The organism is Maribacter arenosus, assembly GCF_014610845.1.
GTDB lineage: Bacteria > Bacteroidota > Bacteroidia > Flavobacteriales > Flavobacteriaceae > Maribacter_A > Maribacter_A arenosus.
The window spans coordinates 365652-381341 of sequence record NZ_JABTCG010000003.1 but is presented as its reverse complement, the minus strand read 5'-3'; the positions used below and the strand labels follow the sequence as shown (position 1 = coordinate 381341).

The 15690-nt window shown below is 37.6% G+C and carries 17 protein-coding genes; 13 read left to right on the top strand and 4 right to left on the bottom strand.

From position 1 onward, the window contains the following. Positions 1 to 52: 52 nt before the first annotated feature. Positions 53 to 910 (top strand): hypothetical protein, encoded by an 858-nt coding sequence (locus HPE63_RS09725; RefSeq protein WP_188314074.1) that lies wholly within the window; start codon positions 53 to 55, stop codon positions 908 to 910. Positions 911 to 1005: 95 nt separating this feature from the next. Here HPE63_RS09725 and HPE63_RS09720 read toward each other — a convergent pair whose 3' ends face one another. Continuing rightward, positions 1006 to 1392, bottom strand: a complete 387-nt coding sequence (locus HPE63_RS09720) for a pyrophosphohydrolase domain-containing protein (RefSeq protein WP_188314073.1) — start codon at positions 1390 to 1392, stop codon at positions 1006 to 1008. Between the two features lie 164 nt (positions 1393 to 1556). On the opposite strand from HPE63_RS09720, the gene HPE63_RS09715 reads away from it, so the two are divergent. From HPE63_RS09715 to HPE63_RS09690, 6 genes are all read left to right on the top strand, one after another. Beyond that, positions 1557 to 1745 carry a hypothetical protein gene (locus tag HPE63_RS09715; RefSeq protein WP_188314072.1) on the top strand — a complete coding sequence of 63 codons (189 nt, stop codon included), beginning with the start codon at positions 1557 to 1559 and terminating at the stop codon, positions 1743 to 1745. A gap of 388 nt (positions 1746 to 2133) precedes the next feature. Beyond that, positions 2134 to 2508: a fluoride efflux transporter CrcB gene (crcB, locus tag HPE63_RS09710; protein ID WP_188314071.1), complete on the top strand. Its 375-nt coding sequence runs from the start codon at positions 2134 to 2136 to the stop codon at positions 2506 to 2508. Between the two features lie 247 nt (positions 2509 to 2755). Beyond that, entirely contained in the window at positions 2756 to 3094 is a 339-nt protein-coding gene (locus tag HPE63_RS09705; protein ID WP_188314070.1) for a P-II family nitrogen regulator, read from the top strand. Positions 3095 to 3120: 26 nt separating this feature from the next. Beyond that, entirely contained in the window at positions 3121 to 4368 is a 1248-nt protein-coding gene (locus tag HPE63_RS09700; protein WP_188314069.1) for an ammonium transporter, read from the top strand. Positions 4369 to 4474: 106 nt separating this feature from the next. Further along, positions 4475 to 5533, top strand: a complete 1059-nt coding sequence (locus HPE63_RS09695; protein WP_188314068.1) for an outer membrane beta-barrel protein — start codon at positions 4475 to 4477, stop codon at positions 5531 to 5533. Between the two features lie 126 nt (positions 5534 to 5659). Next, the gene (locus HPE63_RS09690; protein WP_188314067.1) at positions 5660 to 5998 is read left to right on the top strand and encodes a P-II family nitrogen regulator; all 339 of its coding nucleotides are present in this window, start codon (positions 5660 to 5662) and stop codon (positions 5996 to 5998) included. An 89-nt stretch (positions 5999 to 6087) separates the two neighbouring features. Here HPE63_RS09690 and HPE63_RS09685 read toward each other — a convergent pair whose 3' ends face one another. Next, positions 6088 to 6744, bottom strand: a complete 657-nt coding sequence (locus HPE63_RS09685) for a DUF1684 domain-containing protein (protein WP_188314066.1) — start codon at positions 6742 to 6744, stop codon at positions 6088 to 6090. Between the two features lie 217 nt (positions 6745 to 6961). Between HPE63_RS09685 and HPE63_RS09680 the strand changes: the two genes are divergently transcribed. Both HPE63_RS09680 and HPE63_RS09675 read left to right on the top strand, forming a co-directional pair. Further along, positions 6962 to 8176, top strand: a complete 1215-nt coding sequence (locus HPE63_RS09680) for an MDR family MFS transporter (protein ID WP_188314065.1) — start codon at positions 6962 to 6964, stop codon at positions 8174 to 8176. A gap of 38 nt (positions 8177 to 8214) precedes the next feature. Further along, the gene (locus tag HPE63_RS09675; protein WP_223198110.1) at positions 8215 to 8910 is read left to right on the top strand and encodes a DJ-1/PfpI family protein; all 696 of its coding nucleotides are present in this window, start codon (positions 8215 to 8217) and stop codon (positions 8908 to 8910) included. Here the strand turns inward: HPE63_RS09675 and HPE63_RS09670 are convergent. Then, positions 8897 to 10309 (bottom strand): alpha/beta hydrolase, encoded by a 1413-nt coding sequence (locus HPE63_RS09670; protein WP_188314063.1) that lies wholly within the window; start codon positions 10307 to 10309, stop codon positions 8897 to 8899. The genes HPE63_RS09675 and HPE63_RS09670 overlap by 14 nt on opposite strands. Positions 10310 to 10456: 147 nt before the next feature. Then, complete coding sequence (locus HPE63_RS09665) at positions 10457 to 10918, bottom strand: Lrp/AsnC family transcriptional regulator (protein WP_188314062.1); 462 nt, start codon at positions 10916 to 10918, stop codon at positions 10457 to 10459. A 109-nt stretch (positions 10919 to 11027) separates the two neighbouring features. Here HPE63_RS09665 and HPE63_RS09660 point away from each other — a divergent pair, with 109 nt between their 5' ends. The 4 genes from HPE63_RS09660 to HPE63_RS09645 all read left to right on the top strand — a co-directional run bounded on the left by HPE63_RS09660 (position 11028) and on the right by HPE63_RS09645 (position 15139). After that, the gene (locus tag HPE63_RS09660; protein WP_188314061.1) at positions 11028 to 11441 is read left to right on the top strand and encodes a hypothetical protein; all 414 of its coding nucleotides are present in this window, start codon (positions 11028 to 11030) and stop codon (positions 11439 to 11441) included. 94 nt (positions 11442 to 11535) lie between these two features. After that, positions 11536 to 12387 carry a formyltetrahydrofolate deformylase gene (gene purU, locus HPE63_RS09655; protein WP_188314060.1) on the top strand — a complete coding sequence of 284 codons (852 nt, stop codon included), beginning with the start codon at positions 11536 to 11538 and terminating at the stop codon, positions 12385 to 12387. A gap of 154 nt (positions 12388 to 12541) precedes the next feature. Then, positions 12542 to 13252 (top strand): DUF4197 domain-containing protein, encoded by a 711-nt coding sequence (locus HPE63_RS09650; RefSeq protein ID WP_188314059.1) that lies wholly within the window; start codon positions 12542 to 12544, stop codon positions 13250 to 13252. A 366-nt stretch (positions 13253 to 13618) separates the two neighbouring features. Continuing rightward, the gene (locus HPE63_RS09645) at positions 13619 to 15139 is read left to right on the top strand and encodes a helix-turn-helix transcriptional regulator (protein WP_188314058.1); all 1521 of its coding nucleotides are present in this window, start codon (positions 13619 to 13621) and stop codon (positions 15137 to 15139) included. Positions 15140 to 15690: the final 551 nt, after the last annotated feature.

Sequence of the window (15690 nt, the reverse complement as noted above, 5' to 3'; positions counted from 1 at the left end):
ACCATTGAAGAGGATGTTCAGCTATACAATTACTAATATTTAATTTAAAACCATGCGGAAAACATTGGTTCTGGTTGCGGTTATAATAATTGGACTTAGTTCGGCTTGTAAGTCGAAGGACAAGAGAACAACCTCCGAGGAGCAACAGCAAGAATCGCAAAACCCGGTGATAGAAAGAATAGCAACGTTAAAAAAAGCAGGATTTGAGATCGTTGATTACCACAGCCATTTAAAAGGTGGGCTCACCATGGAGGATTTATTGGCACATTCCAAAAAAACAGGTATCGATTATGGGGTTGCCTTTAATGCCGGCATTGGCTTTCCCATCACCGATGATTCCACCCTATTGGCCAACTACGAGCAGTATAAGGACTATCCTGTTTATATGGCCATGCAGGCCGAAGGAAGGGAATGGGTAGATATGTTCTCAGAGGAGAATATTGCTACATTTGATTATGTATTTACTGATGCCATGACTTGGACCGATCGTAAAGGTAGACGAATGCGTCTTTGGATACCCGAAGAAGTTTTCGTGGATGACAAAGACGACTTTATGGATCAATTGGTGGATAAAATTGTTGGGGTAATGACCAATGAGCCTATTGATCTGTACGTGAATTCTACTTACTTACCCGATATTCTACAACCGGATTATGATGTCTTGTGGACGGCGGAGAGGATGGACAAAGTAATAGATGCTGCTGTGACCAACAATATTGCCATCGAAATCAATGCGCGATATAAAATACCTTCGGCTACTTTTATTAAAAAGGGCAAGGCGGCAGGTGTAAAATTCAGTATGGGCACCAATAACACCGATAAAAATCTCGGAACCTTGGATTACGCTATTCAAATGATCGATGAGTGCGGTCTTGAGCCCGGTGACTTTTTTCAACCTTCAAAAAAATAAGGTTGTCCCTTTATATTAAATGCACTGGCCATGTAAGCGTATATGCCACGACATGACCATGCACCTAAAATAAATCTACACCGCTAAACACCGCATTACTTGTCTAACACTTGTCGAATATTGGGCTTAAAATAATTTGGGCCCTTAAGCACTTTCCCATCTTCCCTATAAATGGGTTTGCCATCAGCGCCCAACTTGCTCATATTGCTCTTCTGAATCTCTTCAAAAACCTCCTCTATTTTATATTGCATCCCATGCTCCAAGATCGTACCACATAATATATAAAGCATATCGCCCAATGCATCGGCAACCTCGACCAGATCATTATTATTTGCTGCCTCAAGATATTCCTTATTTTCCTCATCCATCAAATTAAACCGCAATCTGTTCTTTTCAAACCCTAAATTTGCCCTCATCTTTTCTGATACCCCTAATCCGAATGAATTATGGAACAACTCCACAGCACTTATTTTATGCTTCATATTTCTATAATTAAATTAGCTTTGTTAAAAATATAAAAGAAAGGTATATTTCTTGGATCATTTTATCCACAATCAGAGAACCGCTCTTGTGGGAAATACCAAAAAAATGATGTTAAGTATATCCAATTTTCATAAACAGAAAACCACTAATTCCCTTAGCTATTATGTTCAGTAACGGACAATTGATTTTTGCCATTCTATTTATCGTCGTATTCGCCACGGTCATTGCCTATACCTATAAAAAAGATAAAAAACTGCATTCCAAGAATTATAAAGGAGTTAAGTGGGTAGGAATAATCTTTATATTATTCTTGATTATCCTATTCTATATTAAGTATATGCTTAATAATTAAGATAAAATTTGCATTTACCACAAAAGTTAAGGCTTTCACAACAATTTAGGTATTTTGTCCCGTATATAATACCAAACAACGTAATTTTGCGTTGTTCTACTAAAGAATCCAACAAATGATAACATTTATTACCTTGGTTTTGATATTGGTTTGCATCAATGCGGTTATGATACTTACAAGCCTTTATGGCGCAAACAAGAGTAGAAGCACCTCAAATAAAAGTATTGCAGATTCTTCTATATCAAAAATCTACCCTTTGGATTTATTTTCTACAGACTACAAAAAAGCCGTTTAGTTTTTTACCTTTAAAGAAAATCTAGCCTTGCAAGAGTAGTATCTGCATTAGGTACCTGCTCTTCAGCGGTCTTCATATGAACGTAAAAACCAGATGAAACAATTGTTGCTTGTTTTTTTAGGAGGCGGTGTCGGTAGTATCTTAAGACACATTATCTCAAGAACGTTCAACAATTATTTTCAACACTTTTATCTCGGCACTTTTGTCGTCAATATTATCGGCTGCCTTATTATAGGATTGGTATTGGGCCTCTCCTTAAAAAATAATTTACTCACCCAAAATCAAACCCTATTATTGACAACCGGGTTTTGTGGTGGTTTTACTACCTTCTCTTCTTTCGCATTGGAAAACCACTCCTTGTTAAAAGCTGGTGATATCCTACATTTTTCACTTTACACGATTTCAAGTATTGCCGTTGGAATATTGGCGGTCGTAATCGGTTTTTGGCTATCCAAGCTTATCCATTAAATAAGAATCCATTTCATTTTTGAATTTTTAGGAGTAAGGCCAGGCCTTTTTCTTAAAATACATTCCTTTTTCAACCTACCCCACTCTGTTTTTGTATATAAATTAAAAATATTACTATTCTATTTAAACTATACCCCTATTTTTTTGGGGTATAATTTATTATAATCGTAATTATTTGCAATATACCCCCTTTTTTTTGTGGGTATCAAATGAAAAATTATACATTTGACGCCATAAACTAAAAATTATGAAGCAAATCGAAGCAATTATTAGAAAATCAAAATTTGATGAAGTAAAGGATGCTTTACATCAAATTGAGGTCAATTTTTTTAGTTACTGGGATGTAACCGGAGTTGGCAATGAGAAACAAGGGCATGTTTATAGAGGTATATCCTATAGCACCAGTGATATACAGCGAAGATATTTGTCCATAGTGGTTTCAGATGAATTTTTGGAAAGAACCGTAACTACAATTCTAGATGCTGCCTACACCGGTAATGTTGGGGATGGAAAGATATTCGTTTCTGAAGTTTTGGAAGCTTACAGAATACGAACCAAGGAAAACGGGCACGCCGGAATTAACTAAATTTTAAACAACTAAACTTTTACAAAATGGATGCAGGATTATTTACAGCGAACAATGTTTGGATGATGGTTTGTACGGCCCTCGTTTTCTTTATGCACACGGGGTTCTCCTTATTGGAAATTGGTCTTACCAGAGAAAAAAACACAATTAATATATTATTCAAGAATGTCTTTATTATATGTATAGGACTCTTGTTATACTACATCGGGGGGTTTAATTTAATGTACCCAGGTGATTTTAACGGTTTCATAGGTTTTGGCGGATTTGGCCTCCCTATTGGGGCTGATGGACTTACACCGGAATATGCGGATGGAGGATATACCTATTGGACAGATTTCTTGTTCCAAGCTATGTTTGCAGCTACGGCAGCGACTATCGTATCGGGTGCAGTTGCCGAACGGGTGAAGCTAGGTGCCTTTATGATTTTTGTTATCATCTACGTTGGCTTGGTATACCCTATTGTAGGATCATGGCAATGGGGCGGTGGATTCCTTTCCACCCTAGGTGGAGACGAAGGCGGATTCTATGATTTCGCAGGTTCTACCCTAGTACATTCCGTTGGAGGATGGGCCGCACTTGTCGCTATTTATCTATTAGGTGCACGTATTGGCAAATTTGGGAAAGATGGTAAACCAAAAGCGATACCGGGCCATAATATTCCCATGGCTACCGCTGGGGTATTTATACTTTGGTTAGGCTGGTTTGGGTTTAATGGAGGTTCGGTACTTTCAGCCGATCCCGCATTGACTTCATTGGTTCTAGTGACAACGTGTTTAGCCGCTGCCGCGGGAGGGGTTTCCGCTTTTATTACCTCTTCGTTGTTATACAAGAATTTTGACGTGACCATGTTTCTAAATGGTATTCTAGGTGGTCTTGTAGGAATTACTGCCGGTGCAGACCTAATGTCTCCCTTGGAAGCAATCGCCATTGGATTAATTGCCGGTGTAATCATTGTATTTGGGGTTGCCTTCATAGACAAAATGAAATTGGATGATCCTGTTGGTGCGGTAACCGTACACCTTATCTGTGGTATTTGGGGCACGTTGGCCGTAGGTCTCTTCGGCGATAAAGCTGGTTTAGACCAGTTGGGCTACCAATTGATCGGAATCGGGGCAGCTGCAGTGTTCTGTTGTTTAACCTCCTTTATCATAATCTTCGCCCTTAAGAAAACCATGGGTATTCGGGTATCAAAAGAAGAAGAAGTCGAAGGACTGGATATTCACGAACATGGAATGGATGCCTATCCTGATTTTAGAATGAACCAACAATCTTAAAATAAAGACGGAGCGTTGGGTAGAACGCTCCGTTAATTACGCTTTCAATAAACATCAAATTTAATCATTAAAAATCTCCAATAAAGGAGTTCTAAAACATTGAATTATGAAAACGATTTTCAATACAATTTACGTAAAATATTCATTTATTTTATCCCTTTTTTTCATGGCAACAGTAACTTTTGCCCAGGAAGAGGAAGAAGCTAAACCGAAATTTGCTCTGAGCGGTTCAATTGATGCCTATTACCGAGCCAACCTGAATTCTGCGAATTCAGGAGCCAATTACTCAGCACCAGGCAGTTCATTTGCAAACCTTCCCGGTTTTGCACTGGGCATGGCCAATGTGATTGCAGGGTACGAAGGAGAAAAAGTTGGGTTTGTGGCAGATTTGGTTTTCGGACCAAGGGGTACTGATGCTATTTTTGCTTCTCCAATGTATTCCGCTACAGGAAATATTGTAAATCAGCTATATGCTTACTGGAATGTAAGTGATAATGTAACCCTTACATTTGGTAATTTCAATACATTCCTCGGTTACGAGGTGATTTCGCCGGTGGCGAATTTCAACTATAGTACATCTTATCTATTCTCTTATGGACCCTTTAGCCATACCGGCTTAAAAGCGGATTTTGATTTGGGTAATGATTGGTCGGCCATGTTAGCGGTAATGAATCCAACTGATTTGACAGAGTTCAACCCAAATGGGAAATATGCCTACGGAGCACAATTAGGTTATAGTGGTCAATATTTGAATTTCTTGGCAGATGACGGGTCTTTTGAAGTGGACTTCACCGGTGGATTTGATGTTTCTGAAGATTTCTTTTTAGGAATCAATGCAGCCTATTTCGATGGTGCCGAAGGTATTGGTAGTTTTGCAGGAGCAGCAATCTATCCTCAATTGACAACTTCAGAAAACTTTACTATCGGGTTAAGAGGAGAATATTTTACTGAAACTGATTTCTTTGGAGCTATTGGAGCGACTGATACAGAAGGAGATGCCAGTGTATTTGCGGTTACATTAACCGGTAGTGCAACCATTGGTGATTTAATAATAAAACCGGAATTAAGGCTTGATAGTGCTTCTGAAGATGCATTTTTGGATGCCGATGGGGAACCTCTTGGAAGTCTTTCTTCTTTTGTTATAGCAGCGATTTATTCGTTCTAAAAATAGTTAGTTGATTTTTATTATAGTTTAAGCTTGGTACAAAACCCTGACATTACTGTCAGGGTTTTGCATTTATTAATAATGAATATTTTACCTTTATATGTACTTAAATCTAAAAAACCAATTATGAAAAAAATAGAAGCGATTATTCGGAAATCAAGGTTTAAGGAAGTTAAGAACGCATTACATGAAATCGAGGTAAATTTTTTTAGTTACTGGGATGTAACCGGGGTTGGAAATGAAAAACAAGGTCATGTCTATAGGGGAATTACCTATAGCACAAGTGACATTCAAAGAAGGTTTCTTACCATTGTGATCACCGATGAGTTCCTAGAAAGGACTGTAAAAGCTATACTTGATTCTGCCTATACGGGCCAAGTGGGCGATGGTAAAATTTTTGTTTCGGAAATCACGGAGGCCTATAGGATTCGAACCAAGGAAAATGGTCATGAAGGAATCAACTAAAATTTTGACAGCAAACCCTAAATTGGTCAATTGACAGGCATGCTTATTTGATATTTTCAATAAACCATTCATCTACCAAGTTTCAGGTATTATTCCTTGTCCTTCTTAAAATCCATCACTCCCGCCAAAACTCGGGTGTCCATGGTATTTACATTGGGTACGATGGGGCAGGAATATTTCTTGTTATAGGCACAATAGGGATTATAGGCCTTGTTAAAATCAATGATTATACTATCTCCATTAGGAATGGCAAGGTCGATATACCTACCTCCGGAATAGGTTTCTTCCCCGTTGGTCTTGTCGGTAAACGGAAGAAAAAGATAATCCTTATGTTCTTCCTGCTGCATTAATTCCTTGTTCTGGTAAATCTCTAACCGATGCTCTTTCCCATTGAGCTGAAAATGGGCAATGCCATAAACGACCTCCTCTGATTTCCTATCCGTGGTGGTCGGCATTAAAAAGGGTAAGGCTTCAGGTGTCAAGACCAACTTTGCCTTAACCACATAATCCGTATTAGGTTCAAAAAATGCAAGACCTTCAAAATCCTTCCGATACCTATCGGGCAAGGGGGAGGTTTCGGGATTTTTGAATTCTTCATTCATATTGTCCTGAAACTTTAAGATATCTTTCAAAACATCATCCACGGCACTTGCTTTAGCATCCTTGGTCTCATCATGGTACCTTTTGTCTTCCTTGCACCCTAATAAAACCAACACCATCAATGTCAACAAAAAAGTCTGTCTCATTACAACCTCTATTTATTCTCCAAAAATACAACATATCAGATTTTTACTTAGATTTATTGCTTGGAAGAATCAATTATGGGACAAAAGTCGATTACTAAGTATGTAACTCTGTATCTATTTGAATGGATCCAGTGCTCCTATGTTTGAAAGTCGATTGAAAATCAATAACATAATAAGCCTGGCAAATTTGCCAGGCTTTTTTTATGACAATCAACCAATGAAAAAGCTTTACCTCGGTTATATAAATTCCTTTAACGGACTTTCCAAAGAAGTTTGGTGGCTGGCTTTGATCACTTTGGTCAACCGTGCTGGTACTATGGTCATTCCATTTCTATCTTTATACCTCACCCAAAACCTAGGGTTTAGCTTGGAAAATGTCGGAGGTATTATGACCAGTTTTGGTTTGGGCTCACTGGCAGGCACATGGATTGGAGGTAGGTTAACAGATAAAATAGGGTATTATAAAGTAATGCTGAACAGTCTTACCGTAGCAGGATTTCTATTTATCGCGATTCAATTCCTTGAGGGTTTTTGGCCCATTTGCATCGGTATATTCGTGCTCATGGTTGTTGCGGATGCCTTTAGGCCAGCGGTATTTGTGGCATTGAATGCCTACAGTAAACCAGAAAACAGAACTCGTTCTGTCACTTTAATTCGATTGGCCATCAACTTGGGGTTTTCAGCAGGGCCAACACTTGGAGGCATAATTATAGTCTCGTTGGGTTATGGAGGTCTTTTTTGGGTCGATGGGTTAACCTGTATGATTGCCGGAGTTCTTTTGTTGATTATACTACATCCTAAAAAATCGAGAGTATCGGATAACGTACTAGTTGAATCACCGAAATCGGCCTATAAGGACCCACAATTTCTTTTGTTTATTGCGGCCATGGTTTTATTTGGGTTTGCCTTTGTACAATACTTTTCTACAATGCCTGTGTATTATAGTGAAATCCATTCGTTGAGTGAATTTCAAATAGGTATGTTATTGGGACTCAACGGTTTTTTCATATTTGTTTTTGAAATGCCCTTGATCAAGTACATGGAAAGTAGACCTTGGTCCAAAATTTCGAATGTAATCATTGGCCTCGGTTTAACCGCCCTGAGCTTTGTAATCTTGAATTTAACTACGTGGATTGGAGTATTGACCATCGGTATTTTGTTAATGACCCTTGGAGAAATGATCGCGTTTCCTTTTTCAAATGCATTTGCGATGGACCGTGCTAAAAGAGGAAACCAAGGTGAATATATGGCACTTTACAGCATTTCTTTCTCAATTGCACATGTTTTTGGTCATAATTCGGGCATGCAGGGTGTAGCTCATTTCGGTTATGAAATAACGTGGTATGCAATTACCATGGTCTGTATTTTAGGAATATTGCTACTTTTACTTTTAAGAAATGTGCTATTAAAAACCCCAATAGAAAACAAATGAGATATCTATGTATTTACCTATTAATATGTGTTTTTTCTATGGGATGTAATCCGAAGAAAGTGGAAACAAGTGCAATTGGAAAAAGTGGAAGATATCTTCCCGAATTAACACCCAACAATTATAATGTTGCTTTTTTAATTATGAACGGCACATACAATACAGAGTTCACGGCCCCCTTCGACATATTTCAGCATACACGGTTCAGGAAGGGAATAAAGGCAATGAATACATTCACGGTCGCCAACTCTTTAGACCCCATAACAACATTTGAAGGCGTACGGATTCTGCCTGATTTTGATTACACCCGGGATTCTATCCCAAATATAGATATATTGGTAGTACCTAGCGCTGAACATCATTTAGATTCGGATTTAAAGGATTCTTTACTATTGAATTTCGTTAGGAAAATTGATAAGAATGCGCTGTTTATGACTTCACATTGCGATGGCGCCTTTGTATTGGCGGCTGCCGGAATACTTGATAGTGTAACATCAACCACGTTTCCTGGCGATATCGAATTGTATCGAAAGACCTTTCCCCACATAAAGGTAGAGGATAGTATTCTATTCGTGCACGACCACAAATACATCACCTCGGCTGGCGGGGCCAAAAGCTTTGAAGCGGCACTTTATCTATGTGAATTGTTATATGGCAAGGAAATAGCAATGTCGATTGCCAAAGGATTGGTAATTGATTGGGATGTCACTAAAGTTCCCCATCTTATTCTTCAATAATATCGTACCTCGCTTTTTTAAGATATTTATCGACCAATGCATTGAATTCAGGAGTAATTCTCAATAGTGCGGTATTTTCCAAGGCATAAAGCTCATCGACATTGTCATATCCGATCTTTAGTAATTCCTCCAAATAAAACAGGGCAGTCCCAAAATCCTCGACCTTGGCATTCAGGGAGATTACCCTCAAATACGCAGAATAATCCTCTGGAGCCGTTATGGTTTTCAACATCCAAAGAAAATTCAGCGCTTCCTCATCAAGTGGGGAATGCGCATTTACCATATCGATATTATCAGCAATCAAGGCATTCAAGTAGCCTTCTAGGCGTATTCCCATTTGTCGTTGAAAAATATTGGCACTTTTTTTATGCTTTTTGAGTTCATCCATTTGATAATTCCACCAACCCAAATTATTATAATTATAGGTAAGCATATCTTCCTCCAAATAATAATTATAATCATCCCTGATCAGTTCTTCCTTGAATAATATTGAACTTTGATTACGCTTTTGGTTTTTATATCCACTACTTCTTTTCAAGGCCTTCAGACTGTTCTTAAGTGTGTCCACGGTAATCAATGGTTTATATATCTCGACTATTTCATTGAGCTTGCGATAGGCTTCCAAAGGCATATTATTAGATATGAGTCTATTGGTCCAATTCAAGTTTTTGGTATACGTTTCCATGATAAAAGCGGTATCCATTGGAATGACCCTTTTTTCCATGGCCTTAAGATCAAACAATTCCATGGCTTGTGTTAACAACTCCTGAGATGGCCATTGTTGTCCGCCATCAAAAACCAAAGTCTGATTCGGGAATTTTAAAAAATCAAAAACACTCTTAATCTTCAGCATATTGGGGTAGTTAAAATCCTCGACCCCTACGATACCTATAAAATGAAAGGGATTCTTGCTCGATAGGACCTCAGTATTTGCAATGCTAGACCCACAAGAAACAACACCTTCGATCTGGGATAGAAATGTAGGCAATACCGAAGCCATTCGTGCCCCACCGTTAAAACCAGCGGTATATACCCGCCCTTTTTGAATATTGAACAGCTTAAAAACGGTCTGGAACAAACGTTTTGAGACAAGTACGTTCTTACTTAATGAAAGGCTATCGTTAATACTGTTCGATGCGGCCAACACGTACTGGTTCTTTTCGGCCGCCGTTAAAAACATACGAATTACTTTTTCGCCCCTACCCTGCATATCGTAAATGAATAAAATAGGCGACGGCTTGGTAACTTCAAATTTGGTTGGGAGATAGAGGGCAAAACTTTCGGCAATGGTATCATTGACGCTTATAGAATCCATCACAACACCTTTTTTAAAGGTCAATTGCTGAGCATAGGTTGAAAATGAGGCAAGAAAGATAATTAGGAAAAGGTTCTTTTTCATACCAATGATTTCATCAAAAATCTCGCCAAAGAGACTTAACAAAGATACAAATAAGGGGATTTAAATCGAAAATATTCTCCTATATCGATCCCATACATTAAATATGCATTGATATGGTGGGCAAAAACTATAAGAAAATGATAGTTTTTAATATTGTTTAGTTGCAATAGGGGCGCTAGATATAACCTCCGAGAGAATGATATGCGTTCTTGTCTCCCCGTATTGGATCAACTTATCAATAAATCGTTCTAAATGAAACTGGTCTCTAAGCACAACCTCCATCACAATATTCTCATTGCCCGTAACCCTGTAGCAATTAACGACCTCCTCTAAATTTTTCACGGTTTCTAGAAAGGGTTTTAATTTACCCATAAACGCCCTTAATGTAATAATAGCTTTCATTTGATGACCTGTTAAAGTATGCGATAGAATCGTTTTATATCCCATGATTACACCGATATCCTCAAGTTTTTTCACCCGTTCTGCCACTGCAGGTGGGGTTAGCCCAACTTTTCTCCCTATGCTCGCAAAAGATTCCCTCGCATTCTCTTGAAGGCATGCCAGAATACGCCAATTTAAGTCATCTAAGGTATTATTTAAAGCATTCATCCTATATTATCTTTGATTGTAAAGTAAATATAAGTTTTTACTTTTGATTCAAAATAAGAATTTTAAAAATCGAACGTAACTTTATTATATATTAATTGCTATTTGAAAAATGTCACGTAATAATTTAGGTAGTATACCAGTGTACAGAAAAGCCCTTGATCTTTGCAATATGAGCAGGGCTATCGCCTCGTATGTGACATTCAATAAAGATTTGCTTAAGCTCTATACATCGAATAGCCTAAGGGATATCATAGCGGATGCACTTTTGACCGATGCCATATTGATTCCCCAAAAAATTGCCCAAACCGAATTCTCATTGTCAAATGATGAGAAAAATAAAAATATCTCGTTTATCAAAGTCATGATAAAGAATATAAATTCCTATTGTACAGGATTGGAACGGGATGGCGTTCAGGAAATCGAATACTTGAACCTACTGCGAAAAGAAATAAAGAGTTTTAGAAAGTTATTTAAAACATGGACGGGCACTTTGCCCCATAACGGTAATATTCAATTGCCATAGACCGGAAGAATCGCCTTGGTCAATAAAAAACCACATTTTCATACTATTTTGATGCTTTTTTAGTTCTAATTTTGGATTATATAAATTAGTTAGCTTGAAAACCACAATACTCATTCATTGTCCTGACCAATCGGGAATCATTAGCGCTGTTACGGGTTTTATCCATGCGAAAGGCGGAAATATCATTTACCTTGACCAACATGTTGATAAAGAGGCCGATGTGTTCTTTATGCGTTTGGAAAGTGATTTTGACCCTAATTCATTGGACTTGGACCAGTTTAAAAACGAATTTACGACTACCTTGTCCAAGCCATATCAAATGGATTGGAGTTTACACTTGGATACCGTACTGCCAAGAATGGCGATCTTTGTCTCCAAATACAACCATTGTCTTTACGATCTTTTAAGTAGGCATCATTCGGGTGAATTAAATGCCGAAATCCCATTTATAGTTAGTAACCATAATGATTTGGAGCACATTGCCGAACAATTCAATATTCCTTTTTACCATATTCCCTTCTCCAAGGCTGCTAAACTAAAGGCCGAAAACCAACAGTTGGCATTGTTGAAAGAACACAAGGTTGATTTTATTGTTTTGGCCAGGTATATGCAAATCGTTAGTGGTACGTTGATAGATGAATATCCAAATAGGATAATCAATATCCATCATTCATTCTTACCGGCTTTCGCTGGGGCCAAACCCTACCATGCCGCTTTCGAAAGAGGGGTAAAGATCATTGGCGCCACAAGTCATTATGTTACGGAGGAACTCGATGCAGGACCGATTATCGAACAGGATGTAACTACCGTCTCCCATGCGCATTCTATCCAGGATTTTATAGGAAAGGGCAGGGATTTGGAAAAAATAGTGTTATCAAGGGCCGTTAAATTACATGTAAAACGTAAAACAATGGTATATAACAATAAAACTGTAATCTTTTCTTGATTTTAAATGAATAGTCAAAAATAGGAAATGGAATTTTCAAGTAGCATTCAATTTCCATGAAAAGAATGTTTTAGACCTTAATTGTGGAGCATTGAGGTAAACCTGTTCTCGTTTTTTAGAAACCCTATTCAAATAATCATAAATATATTATCGTATGAAAAAAAAGATACTAATATTGCTTCTCTCTTTCAATTTTATAGCCTGCGGGGAATTGCAACAAGTTATCAACCAGTTACCCCAAGATGAAACAGGAATCAGCAATATTGAAATTGCACAGGGTCTTAGGGAAGCCTTAAATATGGGTATCGAAAAACAGGTAAGTAAGCTGACACTTACCGATGGTTTTTACAAAAATGATCTCGTCAAGATCTTATTGCCAGAGGAGTTACAAAAGGTTGATAATACCCTCAGGGATATTGGTTTGGGAAATTTGGCCGATGAAGGACTCAAAGTTTTGAACAGGGCTGCTGAAGATGCTGTTGGTGAAGCTACGCCTATATTCATTGATGCCGTAAAAGGCATCACCTTCAATGATGCCAAAAACATATTGATGGGCAGTGATGATGCAGCTACCCAATACCTGACAAATGCCACCCAGGCAGCCCTATATAACAAATTCAATCCGGTAATCAAAAGCTCTTTCCAAAAAGTAGGGGCTGATCAAATCTGGAATAATTTGATTACCAGATACAATGGTTTGCCATTTACCCAAAAAGTAAATCCAGATCTCACAGATTATGTCACGAACCAAGCCCTTAATGGGGTCTATACCATGATTGCCATCGAAGAAAAGGAAATTCGAACAAAAGTAGGCTCGCGAACCACAGATCTTTTACGGAAAGTTTTTACACTGCAGGATCGATAAAAATAATTCATACATCACCCATACTAAAATCTATTTGTTGCCGTTAATTTATTATAGGGCAATTTTAACATTTTGCTAATCTTTAATTAACTAAGTTCTATCGTTAATTAAGTTATTTTGTATACGAATTATTTGAGTTAGTATTTTTTTGAGTTAGTTAGTTTAAAACCGGTGGGAGCACCGGTTTTTTTTTGCAATTTCCGCAACTTTTGCCACTCCCTTCCATAAACAAAACATTCATACGATTAAGAATTTATATCCTAGATCTCCAGGGTAATATATTATCGGGGTTTACCTTTTTAATATTTTTTTAAGATTTAGACCTCATATTATGTTTAACTTCAAGCAAGCTAATTCATCGATCTAATGAAGAAAATAGGAATCTTAATCACATTCTTGCTCTTCTTTATAAAACTCTACCCAGCGCATTCTAAGGTTTATAAGGAAAATAATCACCTTCTAAAAGGCGCGATTTATAGTGGAATATTGTCTGGTCTCGAAAATCCAATGGGATTATTCCCAAACGAAAATCTACGTATAAAACCTGTTAATGACCTCATTCTTACGTACACTTTGATGGGCATTTCCCCATTATCCCAAATAGGGATTTATCCGATTTTGAATGGCTTTGCGCGGCATACGCCAAAGATATTATCCATAAATTCCGAGTGGGGATCACATGGTTCTTTTTTGGGCAATGAGGAGTCTGATTATGACACCCTATCAAGAATCAGTATTCCTGAAAAATATAGACCAAAATTAAATTTTTGGATAATCATCTACCTTTATGTGGCCATGATAGGGTTTTACATTTCGGCTATAATCAATTTTAATCGTAAAATTGATTTTTTAGCCAGGATCCTGATCAGCAGTTTCGTTTTTATTCATTCCTTTTTTATTTTTCACGTATGCGTAAGTATATCAAACTTTGAATTCGTCTACCCGCATGCTTATAGAATGTCGTTGCCGTTTTCATTGCTTTATGGACCCTTACTTTATTTTTATTTTAAACGGATTACAGAACAATATCGGTTTAAGAAAAGTGATCTTCTTCATTTGGCGCCTACGGTATTATTACTTATATACGTAATCCCAATCTATTTGATGCCAGCCGAAGAAAAGCTAGCCGATTTGTTGACCAGATACAATGGTGGATTCGAAGAGGCCAAACGCCTACATGTGGTAACCCTGGTTGCCCTAAAGTTATCTTCCCTGATTATCTATGGCTACTTCATAAGAAAACTATACCTAAAAAGTAGAGACCAGGAAAAGTTGAGTAAAGGAAATAAAATCTGGAACAGGAATCTTTATAGAATCCATTTTCTATATGTTATAGCTTACTCCTTCTATGGTTTTATGATAGTCAATAATCTAGGTCATAATCTTATTTTCAATTTACAAGTCTCGGCAATGGCCCTAATGGTATTGTATTTGGGATATTCGGCCAATATTCAGCCCCAATTGTTCAGTGGGCTTTACTCTTATGACAATCAACTTTTTTATAAGTATGAGAAATCGGGTCTGACCGATAGCTTATCATCAGAGCTCAAGGAACGGTTAAAATTCTTGTTTGATGAGGAGAAAATCTACAAAGAAAATGACATTAACCTGGAAACCATCGCTGACCGGCTGAATACTACCAGACATAATGCGTCGCAGGTAATCAACGAGCATTTTGATATGAACTTCCATAAATTAATCAATAAATATAGGATTCAGGAAGCGATGTCGATTCTCGATACAGACTATCAACGAAACCTCAATATCATCGACATTGCCTATGAGGTTGGTTATAATAATAAGGTGACCTTCAATAAGGCCTTCAAGGAATATGCCCATGTAACGCCAAGCGAATATCAGAGAATTTCGGTCGGGGCCCAAACGTAAAAGCCTCGTAAACGTTCGTCGGTAAAGGAAAGGTTTATAAGTCTTATCCTCCATTAACCCTAAAGTGTTTTTATTTGGGGTATTCATCAATCAAAGTGTAAAAAGCAGCTCTGAGGGTTATACTCTTTAAATAATTCTTCTATCTCATTTTTAGGGTAGTCATTTGAATTAGTCATCAAAATTGTTCAGGGCTGCGCTTTACATTTCATATTGCATACCATATTCAGTAACCATCATTACGTCAATCCTTCCCTACTTACTTCCCTCCCAATACTCCATTACTATAATGCTATCCATTGGCAACATCCAAGAAGTGAAAAAAATTCCAAGTACATGGGCTTATATTGATTACCCATAGACCAATGTTGATGACTCTCAGAATATACCTTTTAGCCGCAGATACGATATAAAAGGTAAAACAAGCGTAAGCTTTCGTCGGTTAAGTAAACGTTTATAAGGCTTTCCTAAAATTGTGTTAATAGCATGTTACTTTGTCCTTAATGACTAATTAATGGTAACAAAGCTCTAAAACAATTACTCCTCAAATAGTT